This window comes from Pseudomonas asuensis (genome assembly GCF_014646755.1).
Lineage (GTDB): Bacteria > Pseudomonadota > Gammaproteobacteria > Pseudomonadales > Pseudomonadaceae > Chryseomonas > Chryseomonas asuensis.
This window is the reverse complement of record NZ_BMNW01000001.1, coordinates 719,510-744,524: the sequence shown is the minus strand read 5'-3', so window position 1 is coordinate 744,524 and position 25,015 is coordinate 719,510. Positions and strand designations below refer to the sequence as shown.

Here is a 25,015-nt window from a genome sequence, read left to right as displayed (position 1 = left end):
CGGTACTCCTCAGGACGGCGTCATGCCGGCCACCATGGCCTGAACTGCACCGGGCGCGCTGGCACGCAAGACCAGATCACGGCGCAAATCAAAGTTGCCATAATCAGGGAACAGGCAGGGGCCGCAGACCTCGGCAGGCAGCCCTGAGAGTATGATTTGTCGCTGCCAGTCATACAGGTGATACAAGCCTACTTTGGGTGCAGGTTTTGGGCTGGCCGTCGCGCCTGCGTGCTGGCCAGCGCGGCGGCCAAACGCGATGATCTCCAGCAGCGCATTGCCCATCATGCGGTTGCGCCCATGGATGCCGCCGGTGATTTCACCTGCGCAATACAGGCCGGGTATGGCTGTTGCGCCGTGCTCGTCGATTTCAACGCCGCCATTCTGATAGTGCAGGGTAGGCCGGACCATCATAGGCTCGGTCGTTGGATCGATTCCGCAGCGATGGGCCAGGTGCCCCAGGCTGACCAGACGCTCTCCTAGTATTCCTGGGTGTCTGCGTTCAAGGCCGGGTGTGTCCAGAAAAACGCCCAGGTTGCCGTCGCGCTCTACACCACGGCCCTCGGCGCATTCTTTTAGAATCGCAGCGGCCACCACATCGCGAGGTTGCAGTTCATCGACAAAGCGGTTGCCCTCACCATTGATCAGCCAGGCGCCTGCTGAGCGCGCGGCTTCGGAGATCAGACCGCCAACAAGATGTGACGGCCATGCCAGCCCCGTTGGGTGGTACTGGAACGAGTCCAGCTCTCGCAGCCGTGCACCCATCCGGTAGGCCAGCACCAGTCCATCGGCGGTTGCGCCATAGTGATTGGAGGTAGGGAAGTCATTCAGGTGTAGTCGTCCTGCGCCCCCTGTGGCCAGGATTACCCGGCTTGCACGTACCAGGATGAACCCGTGCCAGTCGAGGTTATAAAGCACCGCTCCTACGCACTGGCCGCTCTCATCGGAAAGTAGCTCTACCAGTGGGCAGCGGTTCCAGAGGGCGATGCGATCATCCAGCTCCACGGCTTCACGCAATACCCGCATCAGTTCAAGGCCGGTGTAGTCGTGGTAAGAAAGAATGCGAGCACATGTAGCGCCGCCGGGTTTCTTGCGCAAGAGCTTGCCACCGACTGGGGTACCCTCAGCCAGATCGAACAGCATGCCACGGTTGATCAGCCAGCGTATGCAATCCGGCCCCGACTCGGCCAGCCGCGCTACCAGCGTGCGGTCTGCGCAGAGATGCCCTGCACGCAAGGTATCCTCAAAATGACGTTGCAGGCTGTCGTCTTCGCCTACCGCTGCCTGGATACCGCCTTCTGCCATCACAGTGTTGCTGTCACCCAGGCGCAGCTTGGTCGCCAGGATAACGCGCCGCCCTTGCTCGGCCGCGGTCAGCGCGGCCGCCGAGCCCGCACCGCCACCACCAATCACCAGTACCTCGGTGTTGATGACGGGCGCGCCGGCCAGATCGGCGTCGGTGATCTGTGCGTTGCTTTGTAACAGGGTCGCCAGCCGGGTAGGGCATTCATCGCCACGGTTGGCACCAATAGTGAGACGGGTACGGGTGCCTTCCTGATAGTCAGGATGATAGCGGTGCAACAAGGGTGTTTTGTCCACTGCTGGAGGCGCCATGCCGTCAGACCGGCTCAGGTTTGCCAGGGCAAGTTCATAGGCAATTCCGCTCATGGCCAGATCCTCAGGTGAGCTCGACATCCGGATCGACCGGCATGACGCCCAGGTCGATCTGACGTAGTCGTAGCAACAGGTCAGAAGGGCGCAACATCACGGATGCCGTCATCCGGCGAATGTACAGCCCCAGGTGGTTGGGCGAGATGTGCTCCGGGCAGGCAATGGTGCAGAGGTTGCACATGATGCATTCGTCGAACACTTTGGCTGCGCTCAGATCGCCTGCGGCCGCCAGGTTTACACCTTTCTGCACATCCAGATGCTTGGGGCAGGAACGGTCACATCCGCCACAGTGACGGCAACGGCTGGCTTCAGGAAACGTCTGGTTAATACGGTTCAGCAGGTTCCAGGTGTCGTCCCAGTCGTTAGTGGTATAGGTGTGATGGCGGTTCATCGGCAGGTGATCCAGAAAGCTGACCTGCATGCCGTCCTCCACGGCCGTTTCACAGGCCAGGGCCGTCGTGACCTCACGTGAATCCTTGCGGCGTAGCAGAACACGGCAGGAGCCGCAAACGCCTTGCCCCATGCAGCCGACACCATCGGTAAGCGGCTGCCCTGAGTCGATTACCGCTTCCAGAAGCGAGCGGCTGGTCGAGGTCTTGATGATGTGGCCGTTGATGGTCACGCGAGCGCTGAGGTCTGTCATAACACCTCCCTGACAGTCAGTGCGGGCGCGGAGTACGCCTTGATCAGGGCAAGCATAGAGAGATGGCCGTCAGCGCATACTGATCTGGCTCAATAGGAAGGAGGAATGATCGGGCGGCTGACGAAAGGCCGCCCGGCCGGCGCTACGTTCAGAGCTGCCGTAGCGCCGGTAAAGGCTTAGTGACCGTGATGGTCAGGTTCCGGTGCTGCATTACCGGTAACACGGCGCACAACTCGCCCAATGGTCAGGCCCTGCATGAGGATAGAGAACAGGACAAGTATGTAGGTAATGGTCAGAATCAGGTCCCGCTCCGGGCCTACCGGTAGGGATAAGGCTAAAGCAACCGAAATGCCGCCGCGCAGTGCACCCCAGGTCAAGATCCCCATGGTCCCTTTAGCCATATGCCGCCAGTGAGAGGTCAGCATCACAACCGGTGTTACGCTGATCAGGCGGATCAGCAGGATAGCCAGCATAAACGCTATGCCTGCAGCGAGGTGCATGCCGGTCACAGGGAGCAGCAGAAGCTCCATGCCGATGAGCACGAACAGCATGGCGTTGAGGATCTCGTCGATCAGCTCCCAGAAGCCGTCCACGTAGCGGCGTGTGGTATCGGACATGGCTTTTTCACGGCCACGGTTGCCGATGAACAGACCTGCTACCACCATCGCGATCGGGCCGGATACGTGCAGGTGGGGAGCCACGGCAGCGCCGCCAATAACCAGCGCAAGTGTCAGTAGCACCTCGATCTGGTACTGGTCGATGCTTTTAAGCATCCGGTAGGTTACATAGCCGATCACCGAACCAAACAGGATGCCGCCCAGGGCCTCCTCGACAAACAGCATGGCGGCATGCCCGGCGGAAGGCGTCTCGCCGGAAGCAAGAATGCCAAGCAACACGGTAAACACCACAACGGCGACGCCGTCATTGAACAGCGATTCGCCCACAATGGTGATTTCCAGCGACTTTGGGGCTTTGGCTGAGCGCAGGATTCCCAGAACGGCAATCGGGTCGGTTGGCGAAATCAAGGCCCCGAAGAGCAGGCAATACACCAGATCTACGTGCCAGCCCAGCAGTGGGAAAAGGTAGTAGGCGGTTCCACCGATCAAGGCTGTGGAGACCAGGACACCTAATGTAGCCAAAAGGCCAATGGGCCAGCGATAGCTGCGGAGATCCTGGACATTGACGTGCAACGCACCGGCGAACAGCAGGAACGATAGCATCCAGTTCATCAACAGCTCATTGAAGTCGATTCGTTGGATGAGCCGCTCGATCGTTTCCTCCAGCAGGGGAAACCCCATTGCTGAAGCAATTTGCAGCAGCACGCTAAAAACCAGGGCGATCACCATAACGCCGATCGTAGGGGGCAGGCCGACGAACCGATAATTCACGTAGGTCAGCAGCGCAGTAAAACAAATAAAGGCAGCGGCGAGTTCAAGCATTGAACATCCTTTCAGTACAGCGGATAGAAAGTTGTGGCCATGATGGCCACTAGGTAATTCTTAGTAAGAGCACCTATACGCGCGGAAAGTTACAGCCTTTTGGCTAACCGCTGCAGGTAGAGAGTCACAATGATGGCGACCGGCAAGTTGTCTGTCAGGTCCACGCTCATATCACTAGAGAGAGGGTATTTGATGTGATTGGCCTGGAAAGCCCCTAACCTTTGCCTTATAAACAGGTCATTATCAGGTCTGCCAATACCAAGGATTTCTTATGACATTCGGCTACTGGTGCATCCTTTTTGCCTATCTCATTCCTTATGGCGCAGCGGCCTACGCCAAATTTACCGGTAGCGGCTTCACGCCCGAAAATAACCGGCACCCACGTGAGTTCCTGGCCAAGCTGGAAGGGGCTCAGGCACGTGCTAATGCAGCGCAGCAGAACGCCTTCGAGATTACACCACTGTTTGCCGCAGCCGTGATCGTGGCGCATATCACCGGAGGCGCTGCGCAAGGGACGATCAACTTTTTGGCGCTCCTGTTTGTGGTCAGCCGTATTGTCTATACCTGGCTATATATCAAGGATCGTGCTGCTCAGCGTTCCAAGGTATGGGCCTTTGGCATGCTGTGTATCGTGTTTCTTTTCTTTGCTGCGGTCTGATTCGCGCCGACTGATGAATCACCAAACAAGAAGGCCGGCATGGAAACATGCCGGCCTTCTTGTCAGTGATCGCCGCCTGCCGGGGCGCCGCCCTTGGCGGCAAAGGGTGGTTTGGCCAGCCAGATAATCAGGAACAGGCCCATGAACATCCAGCCGAGCAAGGTGAAATAATCAATAGTAGAAAGCATGTACGCCTGGCTTTCTACAACCTGATTAATCTGGGCATAGGTTGACTGAGAGGGGCCGCCCAGCTTCGAGATGTAGTCCTGTGTTGCCGGATCATATGCCGTCACGTGCTCGGTCAGTTGCGCATGATGAAACGTAGCCCGACGCGCCCAGATCCAGGTTGTCAGTGACGAGGCGAAACTACCGCCGAGTACCCGTAGAAATGTCGCAAGGCCAGAGCCGTCTGCAATGTCTTTTGGCGGGAGGCTGGAGAGCAGAATGCTGGTGGTAGGCATGAAGAACAGTGCGATCCCCAGGCCCATGAACATCTGCACTTCAGCGATATGACGATAATCCACTTCAGTATTGAACGTGGCGCGCATAAAGCACGAGGCACCAATGACCAGGAAGGAGCCGCCGGCAAGCAAGCGCAGGTCCATCTTATGGGCGAACCGGCCAACCAGCGGCGACAGGAATACTGGCAAGAATCCCATCGGCGCAGCGGCAAGACCGGCCCAGACAGGGGTATAACCCAGCTGAGTCTGCAACCATTGGGGCAGGAGCAGGTTGATTCCGAAGAAACCCGAATAGCCCAGTACCAAGGCCAACGTACCAAATGTGAAGTTACGGTATTTGAACAGTCGCAGATTCACAATGGGATGCTTATCGGTCAGCTCCCAGATCACACAGGCGATTAGCGCGATGACGGCAATCAAACTACCGATGATGATGAAGTTTGACTCGAACCAGTCCAGGTCATTGCCCTTATCCAGCACAACCTGCAGCGCGCCGACGCCAATGACCAGCAGCGTCAGACCTACATAATCGATCGGCTGACGGACAATCTGTTCCGGCTTCTTGCCTAACTGAGCCCAGACCACCATTGTGGCAAAGATGCCGATAGGGACATTGATGAAGAAAATCCACGGCCACGTGTAGTTGTCCGTGATCCACCCGCCTGCAATAGGACCGATGATCGGCGCCACAACCGTGACCATTGCTAAAAGCGCCAAGGCCATGCCGCGCTTGGCTGCCGGAAAGATCGACAGCAACAGCGTTTGTGCCATGGGGTAGAGCGGCCCGGCTACAAAGCCTTGCAAGGCGCGGAAAAACACCAGTTGTGGCATTGACTGTGCGATGCCACACAGGAATGAGGTGATGACGAACAGCACCACCGCAGCCAGGAACAGTTTTACCTCGCCAAAGCGGCGCGCCATCCAGCCTGTCAGGGGCAGTGCAATCGCGTTGCTGACAGCAAATGAGGTGATTACCCACGTACCCTGTTCGGAGCTTACGCCCAGGTTGCCTGAAATGGTCGTCAGGGCCACGTTGGCGATGGTTGTGTCCAGCACCTGCATGAAGGTGGCCAGCGACAGGCCGACCGTAGCGAGCACGAGGCTCGCCGGGCGGAATGCAGTATCGCTCATGAGATCTCCGATTAGCGCTTGGCTACATCACGGGAGGCCGGGCCGTTCTCGTGGATCAGACGCTCGATCAGGTGATCGGCCTCTTCCAGCTGGCGGGTATAGACGTCGGTCGTATAACGGGGCTGGGCCAGTGGCTTTCGTGCCAGGACCGGGCCATTCAGGTCATGCAGGTCGACGTCCACATTCATCGATAGACCAATGCGCAGCGGATGATCCGCTAACGAGTCCTGATCCAGGCGAATGCGCACGGGCAGGCGTTGCACGATCTTGATCCAGTTACCACTGGCATTCTGGGCCGGAAGCAGAGAAAACGCGCTGCCGGTGCCCACACCCAGGCTCTCTACGGTGCCGTGATATTTCACGTCTTCACCGTACAGGTCGGAATGGATTTCTACCGGCTGGCCGATACGCATATTACTGAGCTGCGTTTCCTTGAAGTTGGCATCGATCCAGATCTGATCCATTGGCACTACAGCCATCAGGGCTGTACCCGGTTGTACGCGGCTGCCAACCTGCACCGAGCGTTGGGCTACATAACCGGTTACCGGCGCGATGATGGTGCTGCGAGCGTTATTTAGATAAGCCTGGCGCAGTTGAGCTGCTGCCGCCTTTACATCCGGATGCGATGCAATAACGGTGTCGTCTACCAGCGCGCGGCTGGTACTGAGTTGCTGTTCAGCGCTGGTCAATGCGCTTTGGGCGGCATTGAGCGTATCGCGGGCATGAGACAGTTCCTCTTGCGAGATCGCACCGCCCCGAGCCAAATCCTGGCGGCGCTTGTAGTCAGACCGCGCACGCTCCAGTTCAACCTTGCGTGAGGCTACCTGCGCCTTATAGCTGTCGACGTTGCTGTACAGGCCACGAACCTGGCGAACCGTCTTGGCCAGATTGGCCTCAGCGCTCTGCAGCGCTACTTCAGTGTCGCTTGGGTCAAATTTTACCAAGACCTGACCTTCATGCACCAAGTCACCATCGTCAGCAGTAATGCTGACGACCGTACCGGTCACCTGCGGCATGATTTGAACGACGTTGCCGCTCACATAGGCATCGTCGGTACCTTCATGAAAGCGGCCATACAGGGTGTGATAGAAATAGACGCCTACTGCGCCCAGGATAACGAGCACGAGAAGGAGCAAAAGAAAGAACTTGCGCTTGCCGGATTTTGGCTTGCCGTTCTCGTGAGTGGCATTTTGTGCGTTTGATTCAGCCATGTCTTACGTCTCAACGATCTGAGGTTGCACGCGGGCCCGGTTGCAGGGTCGGCGTGTCAGGAGAGGGTTCAAAACCACCGCCCAGCGCCTGCATCAGCAAGACGGCGGTGTCGATACGTTCTGTTGCAAGGCTGGCCAACTGTCGGTCCGCCTGAAGCAACTGCTGCTCGACGCTAAGGGCATCGAGGTAACTGCCAATACCGGCGCCGTAGCGCTGCATGGCGATATCAAAAGATGCCTGGGCAATATCCCGTGCGCGCTGTTGCTCTTGGATCTGCTGCTTCAGCGAGCGCAAACGGGAAATGCTGTCACCAATATCGCCTAGCGCGTTGACCAGTGTCTGGTTGTACTGGGCGATGGCCAGGTCGTAGTCGGCATTGCGGCTTGCCAGATCAGCACGGCGACGACCGCCATCGAAAATGGGCAGCGACAGGGCCGGACCGATATTGAAGAAGCGGCTTGGCGCTCCAAACAGGGCGTCACCCAAGAGCGCATCCGTACCGGCAGCAACGACCAGATTGAGGTTCGGATAGAAATTTGTCCGGCTCGATTCGATATCCTTCGAAGCAGCCTCAACGCGCCAACGTGCAGCCACCAGGTCCGGTCGGCGGCCGATCAACTCGGCAGGGAGCTGGCTGGGCAGGGCCATTGCTTGAGGCGCAATCAATTGTGGGCGAGTAATGCTGGCGCCCCGGTCGGGGCCTTTACCCAGTAACACAGCAAGACGGATCTGGGCGCTTTCCACAGACTGTTTGGCAGCAGTGAGTTGCGCTTCCGAAGCAGCCTCGAGACTTTGGGTCTGTTGCAATTGGAATTCACTGTCCAGACCGGCCGAGACGCGGCGTTGGGCAAGGTCAAGCATGCCACGGGTGCGCTTCAGATCTTGCTCGGCCAGATCCAGCATGACATAGGCCTGACCTAGCTGGTTATAAGCACGTGTTACGTTGGCAGCTATGGTCAGCTCGGCCGCCTTGCGATCTACTTCGCTGGCGCGTGCGCGACCTAAAGCGGCTTCCCAGGCAGCGCGCTCGCCACCCCAAAGATCGAAGGTATAGCTGCCGTTGACCGACAGCTCACGCAATGTGCTGTAGCGCTCACCCTGGCCTGCCGGATCATCGCGGCGGGAAAGCCGGGAGCGGGTAACTGATGCATTGCCGTCAATAGTGGGCTGGCGATTGGCATTTGCCGCGACGACCGCAGCGCTGGCCTGCCGTGCACGGGCATCGGCTACCTGAAGGTCTGGACTGGACTGTAGGGCTTCACGAATCAGACTATCAAGCTGCCGATCACCCAGCGCATTCCACCAATCACTCTTAGGCCAGGCCGCTGGCGAGAGGGCAGTGCCTGCGACAGTCTGCTCGCTGTGCAGGTTGGCCGCATCAAGTGCCTGGCCTTCTGTATGCAGGCCTTTGGACGACACGCAACCCGACAGCACCAGAGCCATGGCCAGGGCTGATAGAGGGTATTTAAGGCACATAGGGTTATTGTTCTCCTTCGGTGGCCGGTAACAGGCCGGCCGGAACCAACATTTTTTTGAGCAGACGCTCGAGCTCATCAACCTCAGAACGGGTCAGCTCACCGGTCAGCTCGTTCATGGCATCGGCTGCAATCTGAGGAATCTGCTCACTCAGGCTATGGCCCTGTGCGGTGAGCTCAAGGCGAACCTGCCGCCGATCGGTTGTGCTGCGAACACGAGCGATCAGACCCTTACTTTCCAGGCGGTCGACCATGCGAGTCATGGCACCGCTGTCCAGTGATAGGCAGCGGCACAGCTCTGCCGGTGTATCCGCCGTTTGGCGAGCCAGAATAAGCAAGACCTTGAATTGCGCCGACGTGATGTCATAGGCCACAAGGTGCTTATCGAGCAGGCGATCCTTGAGCGAATTGACCAAATGGATCAGATGGCCGAGCGAGTAGCGCAGCGAAAAATGGTCTGGCTTGAAATGTGTCATGGCAGTTTCTGCCCAGGCAGCTAAGTCTGAGTAGAATACTGCCTAGGCAGCTATCTGTTTAGTAACATCTTGTAAAAGTCTCTGTTGCTAAGAGCGTAACAGTGAACAGAAGTGCCACAGGGGAGAGCGATGCCAAAAAGAAAAGGCCAGGCAATCAAGGGAGCGCCTGGCCTCTGGAAGAAGCAGGCTAGTTCTGCCAGCCGCAATAGCATCCTACCGACAGCGTATTGGTCGACTGCACGCTGCGCCCTGACGCAAGCGCTTCGAGAATAGGCTCGATAAAGCTGTTGCCGGCGGTGCAGATCATGCCTTCGCTATACGGTCCGACATAAGCCAGTTTGCCTGTTTTATCCCAGATCGCGACTGCCGGGCTGGCGGGTAGGGTGTCCGCTCCCGGGATCGTTGGCAGTGCCTTGAGCCGCCCGTCCAGCATGGACGGCAGTTTTCCTTCACTACCGGGTTTCTGCACGCTATAAAACTCGACACCCCGGTCGCCAAAGCGCGCCGTTAGGTTGCGCAAATGAGCCTGGTTGCCTTCGTTGCACGGGCAGTCCGGGTCCCAGAAGTGCACCAGCCGGATTGGACCCGGGCCTGCGATCTCTGGCGGAAGCTGCAAGCGGCTACCATCAAAAAAGGCGGTTTGCTCGGCGAACGAGCGCAAATAGCGCAGCTCGAACCACCAATAGGCAGCACCCGAGCCAGCGATGACAAGTACGGTGAACAGACAGAGCAGAATAGTGAATCGACGAGAAGGCATGGCATGGCCATTAATGCAAAAGAATGCATAGCTTGCCATGCCGGGGCGCGAAGCAGAACATGATTAAGTGTCCAAGCTTTACACGAGCAGACCTCTCTTTTTAGTGTGATAACTATGACCACGCCGTTTCACCCCGAACAACTACGACCGCTCCTGGCGGAACTGTCTCGTAGCCCTGGCGAGTCAGGTCCGGCCGTCCTGGCTTATCAGTCTTTCTATGGGCTCGATATGAGCCAGCATGCAGGCGTACAGGCCCGGCTAGGGCGGATGCATGTAGCTGATTACGAGATTGCCGTGCAAGGGTGGTGGCCTGACCAACCGCGGGCCACGCTGCTGGTGTTACATGGCTATTACGATCACATGGGGTTGTACCGTCATGTCATCGATTGGGCGCTGTCGATGAATTTTGCGGTGCTTTCCTGCGACCTGCCTGGACACGGATTATCCAGCGGCCCCCGTGCCAGCATCGATGATTTCGCAGAGTATCAGACAGTCTTAAAGGCTTTGCTCGATCAGGCCCGGCGCCTTGACCTGCCACAGCCATGGCATCTACTTGGGCAGAGCACCGGGGGGGCGATCGTACTGGATCATCTGCTAAACGGGCCGCCTGACACAGAGATAGGCGAAGCGATCCTGCTGGCGCCGTTGGTCCGCCCCTGCAGTTGGAAGATGTCTCATCTGACCTACCGTCTGGTTGGCCCTTTTGTTCGAGCGCTGCCCAGGCGGTTCTCAGCCAACTCAGGTGATGAGGCGTTTCTGACTTTTTTGCAGCACCACGATCTACTCCAGCCACGTGAATTGCCTAGCCGCTGGGTTGGGGCGCTGGCCCGTTGGATTCCGCGAATCGAGAAGGCCTCTCCGAGTCGATATCGGCCCATCATTGTTCAGGGTGAGCAGGATAACACCGTGGACTGGCGTCACAACCTGCAAGTCCTGGAGAAGAAGTTTGATAAACCAGAAGTGCTGCGCCTGCCGGAGGCGCGGCACCATCTGGTTAACGAGACAGAGGCGTTACGCCAGCGCTACTTCGATTTTTTGCGAGAGCGGCTGACGTAAACAGAAGAGACTAATTACTGTCTGAGCCGAGGCCTGCCCGCAAAGCGGCCAGGGCAGCCTGATAATAACGAGTACCTTCAGGCGAGCTGGCAAAGTCAGCAAACTGGGTCAGTTCTGCGTCTGTCAGCGTGCGATAGACATAAAGCAGAGTGTTTTCCAGGTCGCCATTGTTCATCTGCTGCATGATTCGCTCGCGCTGCTGGCCGATCATGCCCTGAGCCTGACCCATCAGACCAGGGAGCATCTGGCTCAAGCTGTCGGCGGCAAGACCTGCCAGCGCCATGCTGACTTCGGCACCGGCTTCGCGGGCCGGAATCACGGCTGCGATTCGCTTGATCTGTGCTTGCCGGGTTGCATTGGCTTGTATTTTAGGCAAGCCGCCAGCGCTGCGGGCGATCTGATCGCTACGGGTGGCACTGACTTCTGCTGCGACGACTTTCTTGCCAACAGATGATTGGAAAAACTGTAAGGCAGGATTGGTTTCTGGCAACGCCTGACGCAACTGGCCAATGGCACGCTGATCAATGGCCTCGGCCGAGAAGCGACGGTTACTGTTGTCGACCAGTGTCTGATACAACGCCGGTGGCAGGCTATTCTGGTAACGCTGCTGCGCCGCTTGCAACGCATCGCGGAAATGGCTGCGTTGTTCAGGCCAACCCGCGGTCTGGTAAAGAGTTTGATAATTATCGGCCAGCGCGGGAAGGCCGATGGCAAGTAGCAGACCAGCAATAAAAACGCGCATGAACTCTCCTGCAGGGGCACGCCTTGAACCGCAACGTGCCAGAAAATAAACAGTATTTTGGGTACGTATCACGTTGATGTCGAGGCTGGAAAGGGCCGATTCGTCGGAGCGTATAAATTCGAGCAGAAGTATGGACGACTTATTACAATGCCGACGCCGCCAGCCACACTTGTTTATGCTGGTTATCTCGTTGCGATGTCTCGCAGGAATTCGATATGCCCATTCGCCCTGATCATCCCTTGTTGCAGCGTATCGTTGATGATCTGGCCGATGTCGGCTGGTCTCATCAAACGGTGTTTTTGCCTGATGATCTGACCCGCGCGCTGGCGGAAGAGTGCCATAAGCGCGCGCAGCATGGGTCGCTGGCCCCGGCCGCCATTGGCCGAGGCGACAGTCAGATCATTCGGGAAGGGATTCGCGGTGACCAGATTGCATGGTTGGAAGGCGATGAATCGTCACCAGCCATCACCTGCTATCTGGAACTCATGGATGCGCTACGCCTGGCCTTCAACCAGAGCCTGTTCATGGGGCTCGAAGATTATGAAAGCCATTTTGCGATGTACCCACCGGGAGCGTTCTATGCAACACACGTGGATCGCTTTCGTGACGATGATCGGCGTATGGTTTCATTAGTGCTGTACCTGAATGAGGCGTGGCTGCCGGAGCACGGCGGAGCACTGCGTATGCATCTGCGTGATGGTCAAACCCGTGACGTACTCCCAACTGGTGGCAGTCTGGTCTGCTTTATGTCAGGCGATCTACCCCATGAGGTCCTGCCTGCGACACGTGAGCGTATGTCGCTCACCGGCTGGTTCCGCCGGCGGGGAGAAAACGTGTTGGAAAACGTCTTGTAAATGGAAAAGATACTGGTTAGTCGCTGTCTGTTAGGCCACCGGGTTCGCTATGACGGCGGCGCCCATGGTCCCTTTGATCAACTAGGCGCCTGGCTGGCGGAAGGGCGTGTTGTAGCGTTATGTCCAGAAGTGGCAGGTGGTCTGCCCACACCTCGGCCGCCTGCTGAGATTCCAGGCGGGCAGGGCGCTGCCGTATTGGAAGGCAAGAAGTCAGTGATAACCGATACTGGTGAAGATGTCAGTGCAGAATTTCTAGCGGGTGCCGGTCAGGCTATTGCGCTGGTCGAGCAGCACCATATTCGGATGGCCGTACTCAAGGCACGTAGCCCTTCGTGCGGTAATCATGAAAATTACGATGGGACTTTTTCAGGACGTAGAGTGCCCGGCGAAGGCGTAACGGCCGCAGCTTTGCGACGCGCCGGTATAAAAGTCTTTAACGAAGGTGAGTTGGATAAGGCTAGCGCCTACCTTCAGTCACTCGAAGCGAAATAAGCGTTCTTTCTACAAAAGAAAAGGAGGCCGAAGCCTCCTTCCTTATCCATGAATGCTTAGAACAGCACGCGGCAGCGGATGGTGCCTTTGACGTTCTGCAACTTCTCCAGCGCGATGTCAGAGTAAGCGGCATCTACATCGACCACTACATACCCAACTTTCTCGTCAGTCTGCAGGTACTGACCGGAAATGTTAATACCGTTTTCGGACAGCACCCGGTTGATCTCGCTCAGGACGCCCGTCACGTTCTGGTGGATGTGCAGCAAACGGTGCTTGCCCGGATGGGAGGGCAAGGCCACTTCAGGGAAGTTGACAGAAGATACGGACGTACCGTTGTCGCTGTATTTCACCAGCTTCTCAGCCACTTCCAGACCGATGTTGGCCTGGGCCTCCATAGTAGAGCCACCTACATGTGGGGTCAGGATGACATTGTCCAGGCCGCGTAGCGGGCTAACGAACTCGTCATTGTTGGAGCGCGGCTCGACTGGGAATACGTCGATGGCAGCGCCCAGCAGATGCTCGTCCTTGATGGCTGCTGCCAGCGCTTCAAGATCAACAACGGTGCCACGTGCCGCGTTAAGCAGGATGCTGCCTTTCTTCATGGCGCGGATTTCACGCTCGCCAATCATCAGTTTGGTCGAGGGTGTTTCCGGTACGTGAAGCGTTACGATATCGGCCATGCCCAGCAGCTCGGTGATGGAAGCAACCTGTTGTGCATTACCCAGCGGCAGCTTGGTGACTACATCGTAGAAGTAGACCTGCATACCTAGGCCTTCGGCCAGGACGGAGAGCTGCGTACCGATGGAACCGTAACCAATGATGCCCAGCTTCTTACCGCGAATCTCAAAGGAGTTGTTGGCGCTCTTGAGCCAGCCGCCACGGTGGCAGGAAGCGTTCTTGGCAGGAATGCCACGCAGCAGCAGAATGGCTTCAGCCAATACCAGCTCAGCGACCGAACGGGTATTGGAGTAGGGCGCATTGAACACGACAATACCGCGCTCGCGTGCTGCGTTCAGGTCCACCTGATTGGTACCGATGCAGAAACAGCCAACAGCGATCAGCTTCTTGGCACAGTCGAACACCTCCTCGGTCAGTTGGGTGCGAGAGCGAATGCCGATAAAGTGCGCATCAGCGATCTTCTCCTTGAGTTCAGCCTCGGGCAGCGCTTTGGAGATGTACTCGATGTTGGAGTAGCCAGCCGCTTTCAGCGTGTCTACTGCCGATTGGTGTACGCCTTCGAGAAGAAGAAATCTGATCTTGCTCTTGTCGAGTGAGGTCTTGCTCATCTGCGTTGAACCCGTAGTCCCGAGGAAGTGTGAATCGGCTGCCGGCTGGCGTCGCCGAAGGGTAGGCATATGCTAGCATGTTCTCCCTTTTCCTTGCCCGGATACGACCTGAGCGGTTCTCAGGACGACCATGAATGCCACGAGAGTTTCAACATGATTGACGCTGCTTTGATCGAATCGCTGAAAACCCTGGTCGAGCCCGGAAAGGTGCTCACGGATGCGGCCTCGCTGGAGTCTTACGGCAAGGACTGGACCAAGCACTTTGCCCCGGCGCCGTCTGCCATTGTCTTTCCGAAGACTATAGAAGAAGTGCAGGCCATCGTGCGCTGGGCCAATGAACATCGGGTGGCCCTGGTACCATCCGGTGGCCGTACCGGTCTTTCGGCGGCAGCGGTGGCGGCCAATGGCGAAGTCGTCGTGGCGTTCGACTATATGAACCAGATTCTGGATTTCAATACGTTCGACCGTACCGTGGTGTGCCAGCCGGGAGTGATTACCGAGCAGCTGCAAGCCTTTGCTGAAGACAAAGGGCTGTATTACCCGGTCGACTTTGCCTCGGCTGGTTCCAGCCAGCTGGGTGGCAATATCGGCACCAATGCGGGTGGCATCAAGGTGATCCGCTACGGCATGACCCGTAATTGGGTGGCTGGCCTCAAGGTTGTTACCGGCACGGGCGAACTGCTCGAGCTCAACAAGGGCCTGATGAAGAACGCCACTGGATATGACTTCCGCCATCTGTTTATTGGTGCTGAAGGCACGCTAGGCTTTGTGGTCGAGGCTACGATGCGCCTGGAGCGTCAGCCGACCAATTTGACGGCCCTGGTATTGGGTACGCCGGATTTTGACTCCATCATGCCGGTGTTGCATGCCTTCCAGGACAAGCTGGACCTGACGGCCTTCGAGTTCTTTTCCGATAAGGCCATGAGTAAAGTCCTGGCTCGCGGTGATGTGCCTGCACCGTTCGATACGAACTGCCCGTTCTATGCGTTGCTGGAGTTTGAAGCGACAACGGACGAGCGTGCCGATCAGGCCCTGGCTACATTCGAGCATTGCGTTAACGAGGGCTGGGTGCTTGATGGCGTCATGAGCCAGAGCGATCAACAGCTACAAAACCTGTGGCGTCTGCGTGAAGATATCTCCGAGACGATTTCCCACTGGACGCCCTACAAGAACGACATTTCCGTAACGGTTTCGAACGTGCCGTCCTTCCTGCGTGAGATCGATGCCATCGTGGGCGAGCACTATCCTGATTTCGAGATTATCTGGTTTGGCCATATCGGCGACGGCAACCTGCACCTGAACATTCTCAAGCCTGACGACCTGTCCAAGGATGAGTTCTTTGATAAGTGCAAGGTCGTAAACAAGTGGGTATTCGAGACGGTGGCAAAGTACAACGGTTCGATCTCTGCCGAGCATGGCGTAGGGATGACCAAGCGGGATTATCTGATCTACTCCCGTTCAGCGGCCGAAATCGCCTACATGAAGGCTGTCAAGGCAGTCTTTGATCCCAATAACATCATGAACCCGGGCAAGGTCATCGTCTGATAACCCTTCAGGCTCAGGCGATAAACTGACCGTTCCGTTAACGTTCAGGTTTGTGTCGTTATGCTTGGCCGCCACCTTGGTAATGCGGCCAAGCTTTTGGTTATAAAGGATTAAGCAGGACTTTTCCTCTTTCGGAGTCGGTTCACCATGAGCTACCAACACCAGTACGTCGATGGTACGAAGATCCACTTCCCGCTGGGCAAAGTGGTCTGTATTGGCCGCAACTATGCCGAGCATGCCAAGGAGTTGAACAACCCTGTACCCACCGAGCCGCTCATCTTTATCAAGCCAGCCAGCTCAGTTGTGCCGATCGAAGGGGGCTTCAGCATTCCTGATGATCGCGGAGTTGTGCATTACGAGGCTGAAATTGCCGTGCTGATCGGCAAGCCCCTGTCACGCACGCCAAGCGAAGAAGAAGTCCGTGATGCTATTTCCGGCTTCGCACCGGCGCTGGATCTGACGCTGCGTGATGTACAGGCTCGCCTGAAGGAGAAGGGGTATCCTTGGGAAATTGCCAAAGGGTTCGATGGCGCCTGCGTCTTGGCACCTTTTATTCCAAGTGATGCCTACAGCGATCTGACCAATATTGATGTGCGCCTGACCATCAATGGCGATGTGCGCCAGGACGGTAACAGCCGCGATATGCTTAATCCTATCGTTCCGCTGATTCAGCACCTCTGTACACACTTTTCTCTGCAACCGGGCGATGTCGTGCTGACCGGTACGCCCAAAGGTGTTGGGCCGCTAAACAAGGGTGAAGAGCTGATCCTGGAGCTGCCTGGTAAAAGCCGCTTTACGAGCCGTGTTCTCTAACTACTCATTAACCATCCGGATGCATCAGGCGACGGATCCAAAACGCTAAGCAGTTGAAACCGTCGTCATGCCAAACGTATTACAACGTCGATCCCTCAAATGGTGGCTGGCCGGCTTCGTGCTGGTCGTCTCCGCCACACTTACCTACCTGTTTCATTGGGATCAGCGCGCATACCTCTGGTGGCAGGAACATAATACGCCTGCCGATCAGCATGCGGACAATATCTGGCTTCCGGGCTATACCGCGGTTATTCAGGCCAAGCCTTTGCCTGGTATGGAAAAAGCGGAGGCATCAGATATCGCTTATAACCCGCTAACCGGCACGCTTTTCATTATCATGGGTAAAGAGCCCTTGCTGGTGGAAACCAACCTGAGTGGCGACATTCTTCGGCAAATTCCTATCTCCGGACTTTCTAACCCCGAGGGCGTCGTTGTCCTGGATGGAAATCGCATGGGGATCGTCGATGAGCGGCAGCATACGCTGGCCTTGTTCAATCTGACCCCCGAGACCCGCCAGCTACAGTCCGCAGATTTCCAGTTTTTCGACCTGGGGTTTGCCGATGCCGGCAACAAGGGGTTCGAAGGTGTTGCCTGGGATCCCCGTCAGCAACGTCTCCTGCTCAGCAAGGAGCGAGACCCTGCAGCACTGTTCAGCCTGTCCAGCGATGGTGATCAGATCCTGGGCGAGATGGCGGACCTTCCCGATCAGCCCGACCTGATGAACGATTATTCTGCGCTAAGCGTCGATCCCCGTACCGGCCATACGCTGGTACTCTCTGATGAGTCGCACCTGTTGCTTGAGCTGGACGGAAGCGGAAAGCCGGTCAGCTTTATCAGCCTCCTCGGAGGGCTCAATGGACTCAGTAAAAACATCCCTCAGGCCGAAGGTGTTGCGATTGATGAAGAGGGAACGGTCTACATTGTCAGTGAGCCCAACCTGTTCTATGTCTTTCGGAAATCTGAATGACATAAATTACCCGTAGGCTTGCTGTCGAGCGCGGGCATGCAGGTCGCCCGGATGATCGATCCCTCGACGACAACGGGCCTACCCATGCAGCGTATCTATCCTTATCGCATTCCTCTGGCTGGCCTGCTGGTGGCAGCGCTCATTGCAACCGTAGCCAGCCAGCAGGCCCCGCTCCTGGCGCGTCTCTGGTATGGCGTCCAGCAGCACTGGCATGCCGATGAGCGTCGGGAAGTTTCAATATGGTTGCCGGATTATCACGTTGATATCGAGGCCAAGCCCCTGCCAGGGCATACGGACCTGTCTGCGCTGACCTATGACCCGAGCAGAGGAACGCTCGCGAGCCTGACCAACAAGTCATCTCACTTCATTGAGCTGTCGCTCGACGGTGAAATTCTGCGGCAAATCCCTATGCAGGGATTCGATGATCCTGAGGCGATCGAGTACATTCGCCCAGGCGTTTTTGTTGTGGCAGAAGAGGGCCGGCAACGGTTGGTTCAGATTCATGTCGATGACACCACGCGCGTCATTGATGCAAATGACCCTCGCAATCAGACACGTCTCTCTCTGGAGTTGGCCGCGTTCGACAATCGGGGTTTCGAAGGGCTCGCCTATGACAGTCGACATAAGCGGCTTTATGTGGCGAAGGAAAAGGACCCGGTGCAGATCTACGAGGTCGATGGTTTTGCCGATCCTGAGCCCGGCGCACCGGTCAGCATTACGATCAGGTCCAATGTGCTGCGTGACAGGGGCCTGTTTGTCGACGATCTGTCGAGCCTCTACTTTAGTGCCAGCACGAATCACCTACTGGCACTCTCGGATGAGTCGAGGCTGGTTATCGAGCTGGATAGTGAGGGAAAGCCCTTGAGCACCCTGCCGCTCGATGCCGGGCGGCAGGGTCTGACGAAAAGCGTGCCGCAGGCCGAAGGCCTGGCCATGGACGACCAGGGCACGCTGTATATCGTGAGCGAGCCAAACCTCTTCTATCGGTTCAGGCGTAAATGATCTGCTAATGCAGTTAGAACCGCCACTGGGCACCCAGGCTGTATCCGGTCTGGCTACCCTCGGAATGGCCTAGGCGACTGTTGACCTCGGCATAGACGCCAATCTCCGGTGTGATCGCCCACTGAGCCCCGATCTGAGCGCGGGCAAAGTGCTTGTCTACCGAATCCAGCGCTGCCGTACGCAGCCGACCATCGCCACGGCTGATGACATCCAGCCGACTCTCGCGGCCATCCCCCAGCTCTTCGATCCAGGCCACATGAGCATAGGGTTGTAGGGCCATGCCACGGCTCATGGGAAGATCGCCATAGACTCGCCAGCCAAGGCTTGCCTGAATGGAATCATAGGTTTGATCATCAAATGATGCGGCGGTCCGGCGGCTATCGTCTTCATCGAAGCTGTCGATGTGGTAGCGGGTATAGTCCAGTCCCAGTTGAGGCCCGGTTCGCAGCTGACCGACCGTCATATCGTAGCCCCCGGTCAGGCGAGCACCGAAGAAGCGGGCCCTGGTATCGCCGGATAACGTCTGGTTCAGGAGAACCGGCCCGCCACTGGCCTGAAGAAATACGGAGCGATCCGTATCGAAGCGGGTGCGACCCGCGCTCAGCTCGCCTGCAGCCCAAAGCGGTCCGCCGTTGCTGATCAGGCCATACAGCCCGGCCTGCCATGTCTCGTTACGGATCTTGCCGGAATGCTCCAGATCATCCTTGCCACGCTGAATGCTCAGGCTACCGCCTACGGTCAGCCATTCACTGGCCCGGTAATCGCCAATGGCATAGGCGGTGGCCCGCTTGGAGCGCTGGCTCGGGTCTACATCAAATCCATGCTCAGGTTGATACTCGCCCTCGATTCCCACGCTGCCAGTGAATTGGTTGAGTGCAAGTGGAGCAAGCTGAAGGCCCAACCAACGGCGATCATGCAGGCGGGTCAGGGTTTCATGCTGGCTGCGCAGGTTGTCTTCCATCGCCCGTGCCAGCGCACCGCTGGAGGCGGTAGAAGCGAGCAGGTCGGCATTTGTCAGCTCCAGCAGGAGACGCGTCAGCAGGCGTGAATAATCACGCAGGCGCTGCTGAATGCGCTCTGCACCAAAGGCGTCGGTCAGCACTGCCTCGTTATCCAGCGAAGGCGTATGCCAAGTAGCACCGCCGGGGATCGCCGGGTTGGTGGTTTGCTCATAGCCATCCAGATCGCCAATTTCCCAGTTGGTCGCCTCGACGAACAGCACCGGAATGCCTAGCGCCTCGAAGCTTGCAGCATCACTGCAACAGCCGGTGCCGGCAGGGTATTCTGGATTGAGCCCAGGATTCGTGCGCAGATCGATACCCAGCTCCTGTGCGATACGAAGCGTCTGCTCGCGTAGGGACGCCAGGGCAGGGGTGTCAACACTGTTGGCGCCTGCATGGGCATACATCATGTCCCCGGTAATCAGACTGTCGAGGTTGATCATGCCCAGCAGACTTGCACGCTCGTTGTCGCTTAAACCGGCCACATAGGCCCGTGAGCCACGCAGACCTTCTTCTTCCGCGCCAAAGGCGACGACATTGATACCATTTTCCAGCGCGATCCCGCTAAGGTTGCGCGTGATCTCCGTAAGGACAGCGGCGCCGGAGCCGTTGTCATCCAGACCTTGGAGCGTCGGGCGGCCAAAATAGGTATCAAAGTGTGCCCCTAGTACAACGGTGTTACCGCTGGTGCCTGCCAGCTGGGCCACTACATTTTGCGAACGACGGTCACCACTCCACGTGAAGGGCTGAAGGGTCGCGCTATTACCGATGCGTTGTTGCATCCAGGTCGAAGCACCCTCAAAGCTCGTAGTGCCTCGATAACGACCCGGATAGTCGTTGATCAGAACATCCAGTGTCTCGTCGGCGTACTCGCCATAGTCATAGGCACTCGCAGTGCCCCCCAGCAAGATACAGCCGACTGCAAGCGCTATTTTAGAAAAGGAATGCACAAGCGATCCTCATTGTTATGGTTTGTTGTGTTGTAGTTATGGGTGTTGCGAGGCTGCGTAGAGCAGATAGCGTGCCGGCCCGAAAACAGGGCAGGCAGGCGGCGCCTGGGCGTAACTATAGATGGGGATTCAAAAAATGTTGAAGGGTGCTGTGCACTGCGAGCGTGCACAGCCTGGAGCGCGTGTCTTGTTGTAGGGCGTATGCGTTTAACGTTTGAGCGTCTGGACGCCTTCGGCCGTGCCCAGTAGCAGGACATCGGCTGGACGAGCCGCGAAAAGGCCAACGGTCACTACGCCCACGATGTTATTGATCTTGGATTCCAGGTCGACCGGATCAAGGATATGCAGGTTATGCACGTCCAAGATTACATTGCCATTGTCGGTTTTTACGCCTTCACGGTAGACCGGATCACCGCCCAGTTTGACCAGCTCGCGCGCCACATAGCTGCGCGCCATGGGAATTACCTCAACTGGCAAAGGAAACTCACCCAGCACGTCGACCCGCTTGCTGCCGTCTGCGATACAGATAAACGTCTGCGCGACGGCCGCCACGATTTTTTCGCGCGTCAGTGCTGCGCCGCCGCCCTTGATCAGGTGCAAGTGATCAGTCGCCTCGTCAGCGCCATCGATATAGAACTCAAGGTAATTAACGCCGTTAAGATCGTAAACCGGAATGCCATGCTTTTTGAGTCGCTCAGCAGTGGCTTCCGAGCTGGCTACTGCGCCGTCGAATTCCATCTTGTGTTGGGCCAACAGGTCGATGAAAAAGTTGGCAGTAGAGCCGGTGCCGACCCCAATGACGCTGTCGCGAGAGAGGTGCGGAAGAATATAGTCCACCGCGGCCTGCGCCACGGCTTGCTTGAGCTGATCCTGATTCATGATCGATTCCGGCAAAGGAGGAGTAGAGAGGGCAGATTATAGCCGGGCTGACCCTATCAGCGGTGAAGAGGGTGAGCGATGCATTGTGGGTGGCTTGTCGTGCTGCTTGCGCAGTAGACTGGCTGTCCCCCGCAAAAGCCCTGCCGAGAAAAGTCGATGCTCGAACAGTACGTCAAGAAAATGCTGACCTCGCCCGTCTATGATGTGGCCGTTGAAACACCTCTGCACCCTGCACACAGCCTGTCGGAGCGCCTGGGTAACCGAATTCTACTCAAGCGCGAAGACCTGCAGCCGGTTTTCTCGTTCAAGATTCGTGGCGCTTATAACAAGGTGGCCCAGCTCACTGACGAGGAAAAGGCCCGCGGCGTGGTTGCAGCCTCAGCAGGCAACCATGCCCAGGGTTTGGCTCTGGCGGCCCAGAAGTTGGGTATCAAGGCCGTGATTGTCATGCCCAAGACCACGCCCGAGATCAAGATCAAGGCGGTACGCGCCCGCGGCGCCAAGGCCGTTCTGCATGGTGACGCATTTCCCGAGGCACTGGCCCATGCACTGAAACTGGTAGAAGAAAAGGGATACACCTTTATTCACCCGTACGATGATCCGGATACGATTGCCGGGCAGGGTACGGTCGCCATGGAAATCCTGCGTCAGCAGCCAGGGCAGCTGGACGCCATTTTCGTGCCGGTGGGCGGTGGAGGGCTGATCGCGGGGATCGCCGCCTACGTCAAGTACCTGCGCCCGGATATCAAGATTATTGGCGTTGAGCCAGACGACTCCAATTGTCTCCAGGCCGCCATGCAGGCAGGCGACCGGGTAGTGCTCAGTCAGGTGGGTATCTTTGCCGATGGCGTGGCGGTCGGGCAGATTGGTTATCACACCTTTGAGATCTGCCGACATTATGTGGATGACGTGATTACCGTCAGCTCCGATGAGATCTGCGCAGCTATCAAGGATATCTACGACGATACACGCTCCATCACCGAGCCTGCAGGCGCACTTGGCGTCGCGGGGATCAAGAAGTATGTTGCTACCCGCGGCGTAAAAGGGGAGACCTTGGTCGCCATCGACTCGGGGGCCAACGTCAACTTCGACCGCCTGCGTCATGTGGCAGAGCGTGCCGAACTGGGTGAGCAGCGCGAGGCCATCATCGCTGTGACTATTCCCGAGCGCCCCGGCAGTTTCAAGGCGTTCTGCGAGGCGCTGGGCAAGCGCCAGATCACCGAATTCAACTATCGCTATAACACTGACAAGGAAGCCCATATCTTTGTTGGTGTGCAGACCCATCCAGAAACCGATCCACGCGGCAAACTTGTCGAAAGCCTGCGAGCGCAAGGCTTTCCCGTACTGGACCTGACCGATAACGAGTTGGCCAAACTGCATATTCGTCATACGGTAGGCGGCCATGCGGCACATGTGGATACTGAGCAGGTTTTCCGCTTCGAGTTTCCCGAGCGCCCTGGTGCCTTGTTCAACTTCCTCAATCGCCTGGGTGGACGGTGGAATATCACCATGTTCCACTATCGCAACCACGGCTCGGCTGATGGGCGGGTACTGGCGGCGCTCGAGGTTCCGGAAGAGGAGAGGCACCGGGTTCCCGAAGCGCTGGCGGAGATTGGCTACCGCTATTGGGATGAGACCAATAACCCGGCGTATAAACTGTTTCTGAGTTAACGCTTAAGGTGGCAACAGGCGCCTGGTAGGGAACCAAGCGCCCAGACCGTGTTCGATGAAAGGCTGGCCAATATTACTGGCCAGCTGATACCAGTCATTGAACCGAGTTGGAATGTCTTCATCTACTTTTCCACATCACCGTGGCCTGCTGATGCTCAGCATTACGCTAATGGTCACTGTTTATTTTCTCGACAGCTTGTCCATTGCGCTGGCTAATCGCTATGTGTCAGGCGGCCTGGGTGCTGATCAGCGCAGTTATGTCTACGCCACGGCAGCCTACAGCGTTGCGGTTATCTTTTTTACCGCCCCTCATCAATGGTTCGTGCAGCATCTGGGGTACCGGCATCTCATGATGGCCGCTACGGTCGTTCATACGATCGGCCAACTGCTTTGTCTGGCCAGCGATCACTTGTGGGTGTTTGCTGCCGGCAGGGTGTTCATGGGCGCGGCGGCCGCCACGTTCTTTGCCGGGGCGCGCGTATTGGTACTCATGTTTTTTCCGGGGCCGCAGACCCCTACAGGCATTCGGGCCTTTGCCAGCGGTGTACCACTGGGAGCTGCAATGGCCTCTTTCTGTACGGCACAGTTGCTGGCAGAAGAGGCGTGGCGCGGTATTTTTGCCGTACCGCTGGTGGTTTGTCTGGTCATGGCGGTGTGCATCTGGATGGCCATTCCCTCACGCGTCATACCCGAAAAGCTATCAGCCAGGCCTGCACTCCTGCCGATAGTCATCCTGCTGGCTGGCAGCATCATTGTTGAAACCACCATCCAGCGGATGAGCTTTGATTTCTACAGCGATACCTGGGAGCTGTTTGGGCTCTTTCTGCTCGGGATCTGCCTTATGGCTGTCTTCATCTATTGCGAGCGTCAACGGGAGCGGCCAACCCTCGACTTTCGCAACGCCATCAATCCAGCCTTTCTGCTGGGCATGTTGTTCATGATGACCAACTATTTCATGCTGGGGGCTTATAACTATGTTATTCCCCAATATCTCCTTAATGCCTTGCAGGTGCCGATCTATACCGCCGGAACGGTCATGGCCATCGGTTGGCTCTGTGGGCTCGTACCGCTGATGGCCATTACCTCGGGCACGCTTAAACAGTATTTCCCTTGGGGCGGTTTCAAGAAGTTTTTGGTACTTGGATATGCGCTATTGGCCTGCTACGGCTTCTGGATGTCCAGCCAGAATGGTGAGGTACCGCTCGTACAACAGCTCTTACCAGCGCTCATGATGCATGGTGTATTCCTCATCTCGACCTTTGCCGTCATCATTATGTACACCTTCATGACCATTCCTCCGCGTTATTTCAGCCAGGCTTATCAGATCAAGAACATGACGCAACAAATTGTCATGCCGCTGGGAATTGTCATGGCCAATGTCTTCCTGCAGTGGCGCGATGCGTTACATTCAGATGTCCTGCGTAGCCATATCACTTCATTCAATCCGCTTTATCACCGCTATCAGGAGCAACTGGCCGAGGCAATAGGGCATGCCTCCATGAGCCAGATTGCCGCGTTGGTCAATCGTCAGGCGGCCATCCTGGGATTCTTGGACTATTTCTACCTGATCGGCTGGGTGGGAGTGGTCTTGGCTATTTATATGGCGCTGCAAAAGCACTTCCGTTGACGGGAGTGGGAGACAGGTCATGCTTTACCGGTCAGAACCTGTTGATTGCATAGCCATGTAAGCTTTTGTTCAGCAACGGCTGACGATACTGCCCGCGTGTTTTTCGAGTGCGCTGGCGAGATTGCCTATAGGGAGTGTCCATAAAGAGGAGCATGCACCGGTGGTGCTTGCCAACGTATTGCCACAGACGGCAAAAATACAGGCAAGAGG

Annotated in this window: 21 protein-coding genes and 1 pseudogene; 10 read left to right on the top strand and 12 right to left on the bottom strand. The window is 57.0% G+C overall.

All coding sequences use genetic code 11. The annotated features are described in order from the left end of the window. Positions 1–9: 9 nt before the first annotated feature. From IEX86_RS03395 to IEX86_RS03385, 3 genes are all read right to left on the bottom strand, one after another. Positions 10–1,665 carry an FAD-binding protein gene (locus IEX86_RS03395; protein WP_188864637.1) on the bottom strand — a complete coding sequence of 552 codons (1,656 nt, stop codon included), beginning with the start codon at positions 1,663–1,665 and terminating at the stop codon, positions 10–12. Positions 1,666–1,675: 10 nt separating this feature from the next. Then, positions 1,676–2,311: a 4Fe-4S dicluster domain-containing protein gene (locus IEX86_RS03390; protein ID WP_188864636.1), complete on the bottom strand. Its 636-nt coding sequence runs from the start codon at positions 2,309–2,311 to the stop codon at positions 1,676–1,678. 176 nt (positions 2,312–2,487) lie between these two features. Continuing rightward, on the bottom strand, positions 2,488–3,750 hold the full coding sequence (locus tag IEX86_RS03385) for a cation:proton antiporter (protein WP_188864635.1): 1,263 nt from the start codon (positions 3,748–3,750) through the stop codon (positions 2,488–2,490). A 271-nt stretch (positions 3,751–4,021) separates the two neighbouring features. Between IEX86_RS03385 and IEX86_RS03380 the strand changes: the two genes are divergently transcribed. Next, the gene (locus tag IEX86_RS03380; protein WP_188864634.1) at positions 4,022–4,408 is read left to right on the top strand and encodes an MAPEG family protein; all 387 of its coding nucleotides are present in this window, start codon (positions 4,022–4,024) and stop codon (positions 4,406–4,408) included. Positions 4,409–4,470: 62 nt separating this feature from the next. Here IEX86_RS03380 and IEX86_RS03375 read toward each other — a convergent pair whose 3' ends face one another. The 5 genes from IEX86_RS03375 to IEX86_RS03355 all read right to left on the bottom strand — a co-directional run bounded on the left by IEX86_RS03375 (position 4,471) and on the right by IEX86_RS03355 (position 9,920). Further along, positions 4,471–6,000: a DHA2 family efflux MFS transporter permease subunit gene (locus IEX86_RS03375; protein ID WP_188864633.1), complete on the bottom strand. Its 1,530-nt coding sequence runs from the start codon at positions 5,998–6,000 to the stop codon at positions 4,471–4,473. 11 nt (positions 6,001–6,011) lie between these two features. Next, positions 6,012–7,211 carry an HlyD family secretion protein gene (locus IEX86_RS03370; RefSeq protein WP_188864632.1) on the bottom strand — a complete coding sequence of 400 codons (1,200 nt, stop codon included), beginning with the start codon at positions 7,209–7,211 and terminating at the stop codon, positions 6,012–6,014. Between the two features lie 10 nt (positions 7,212–7,221). Beyond that, complete coding sequence (locus tag IEX86_RS03365; protein ID WP_188864631.1) at positions 7,222–8,688, bottom strand: efflux transporter outer membrane subunit; 1,467 nt, start codon at positions 8,686–8,688, stop codon at positions 7,222–7,224. 4 nt (positions 8,689–8,692) lie between these two features. Then, positions 8,693–9,163, bottom strand: coding sequence for a MarR family transcriptional regulator (locus tag IEX86_RS03360; protein ID WP_188864630.1), 471 nt, complete (start codon positions 9,161–9,163; stop codon positions 8,693–8,695). Positions 9,164–9,350: 187 nt separating this feature from the next. Then, positions 9,351–9,920: a DUF6436 domain-containing protein gene (locus tag IEX86_RS03355; protein ID WP_188864629.1), complete on the bottom strand. Its 570-nt coding sequence runs from the start codon at positions 9,918–9,920 to the stop codon at positions 9,351–9,353. A gap of 114 nt (positions 9,921–10,034) precedes the next feature. Between IEX86_RS03355 and bipL the strand changes: the two genes are divergently transcribed. Next, complete coding sequence (gene bipL, locus IEX86_RS03350) at positions 10,035–10,976, top strand: phospholipase BipL (RefSeq protein WP_188864628.1); 942 nt, start codon at positions 10,035–10,037, stop codon at positions 10,974–10,976. A gap of 10 nt (positions 10,977–10,986) precedes the next feature. On the opposite strand, the gene IEX86_RS03345 is transcribed toward bipL, so the two are convergent. Further along, entirely contained in the window at positions 10,987–11,718 is a 732-nt protein-coding gene (locus tag IEX86_RS03345; protein WP_188864627.1) for a DUF2059 domain-containing protein, read from the bottom strand. Positions 11,719–11,933: 215 nt separating this feature from the next. Here IEX86_RS03345 and IEX86_RS03340 point away from each other — a divergent pair, with 215 nt between their 5' ends. After that, positions 11,934–12,572 (top strand): 2OG-Fe(II) oxygenase, encoded by a 639-nt coding sequence (locus tag IEX86_RS03340; protein WP_188864626.1) that lies wholly within the window; start codon positions 11,934–11,936, stop codon positions 12,570–12,572. Continuing rightward, on the top strand, positions 12,573–13,064 hold the full coding sequence (locus IEX86_RS03335; RefSeq protein WP_188864625.1) for a 2-thiouracil desulfurase family protein: 492 nt from the start codon (positions 12,573–12,575) through the stop codon (positions 13,062–13,064). A gap of 56 nt (positions 13,065–13,120) precedes the next feature. Here the strand turns inward: IEX86_RS03335 and serA are convergent, their stop codons facing one another. Further along, positions 13,121–14,350: a phosphoglycerate dehydrogenase gene (gene serA, locus IEX86_RS03330; RefSeq protein ID WP_188864624.1), complete on the bottom strand. Its 1,230-nt coding sequence runs from the start codon at positions 14,348–14,350 to the stop codon at positions 13,121–13,123. Positions 14,351–14,503: 153 nt separating this feature from the next. On the opposite strand from serA, the gene IEX86_RS03325 reads away from it, so the two are divergent. From IEX86_RS03325 to IEX86_RS03310, 4 genes are all read left to right on the top strand, one after another. Continuing rightward, positions 14,504–15,895 carry a D-2-hydroxyglutarate dehydrogenase gene (locus tag IEX86_RS03325; protein ID WP_188864623.1) on the top strand — a complete coding sequence of 464 codons (1,392 nt, stop codon included), beginning with the start codon at positions 14,504–14,506 and terminating at the stop codon, positions 15,893–15,895. Positions 15,896–16,042: 147 nt separating this feature from the next. Then, positions 16,043–16,708 carry a fumarylacetoacetate hydrolase family protein gene (locus tag IEX86_RS03320; RefSeq protein ID WP_188864622.1) on the top strand — a complete coding sequence of 222 codons (666 nt, stop codon included), beginning with the start codon at positions 16,043–16,045 and terminating at the stop codon, positions 16,706–16,708. A 67-nt stretch (positions 16,709–16,775) separates the two neighbouring features. Beyond that, positions 16,776–17,675: an SdiA-regulated domain-containing protein gene (locus IEX86_RS03315; RefSeq protein ID WP_188864621.1), complete on the top strand. Its 900-nt coding sequence runs from the start codon at positions 16,776–16,778 to the stop codon at positions 17,673–17,675. A gap of 84 nt (positions 17,676–17,759) precedes the next feature. After that, positions 17,760–18,677, top strand: coding sequence for an SdiA-regulated domain-containing protein (locus tag IEX86_RS03310; protein WP_188864785.1), 918 nt, complete (start codon positions 17,760–17,762; stop codon positions 18,675–18,677). Positions 18,678–18,690: 13 nt separating this feature from the next. On the opposite strand, the gene IEX86_RS03305 is transcribed toward IEX86_RS03310, so the two are convergent. Together IEX86_RS03305 and rpiA are read right to left on the bottom strand one after the other, a co-directional pair. Beyond that, positions 18,691–20,628, bottom strand: coding sequence for an autotransporter outer membrane beta-barrel domain-containing protein (locus IEX86_RS03305; protein ID WP_188864620.1), 1,938 nt, complete (start codon positions 20,626–20,628; stop codon positions 18,691–18,693). Positions 20,629–20,835: 207 nt separating this feature from the next. Further along, complete coding sequence (rpiA, locus tag IEX86_RS03300; protein WP_188864619.1) at positions 20,836–21,507, bottom strand: ribose-5-phosphate isomerase RpiA; 672 nt, start codon at positions 21,505–21,507, stop codon at positions 20,836–20,838. Between the two features lie 150 nt (positions 21,508–21,657). Here rpiA and ilvA point away from each other — a divergent pair. Together ilvA and IEX86_RS03290 are read left to right on the top strand one after the other, a co-directional pair. Then, positions 21,658–23,178, top strand: a pseudogene (ilvA, locus tag IEX86_RS03295) (threonine ammonia-lyase, biosynthetic); the annotation flags it as partial. Between the two features lie 112 nt (positions 23,179–23,290). After that, positions 23,291–24,805, top strand: a complete 1,515-nt coding sequence (locus IEX86_RS03290) for an MFS transporter (protein ID WP_188864617.1) — start codon at positions 23,291–23,293, stop codon at positions 24,803–24,805. Positions 24,806–25,015 lie beyond the last annotated feature (210 nt).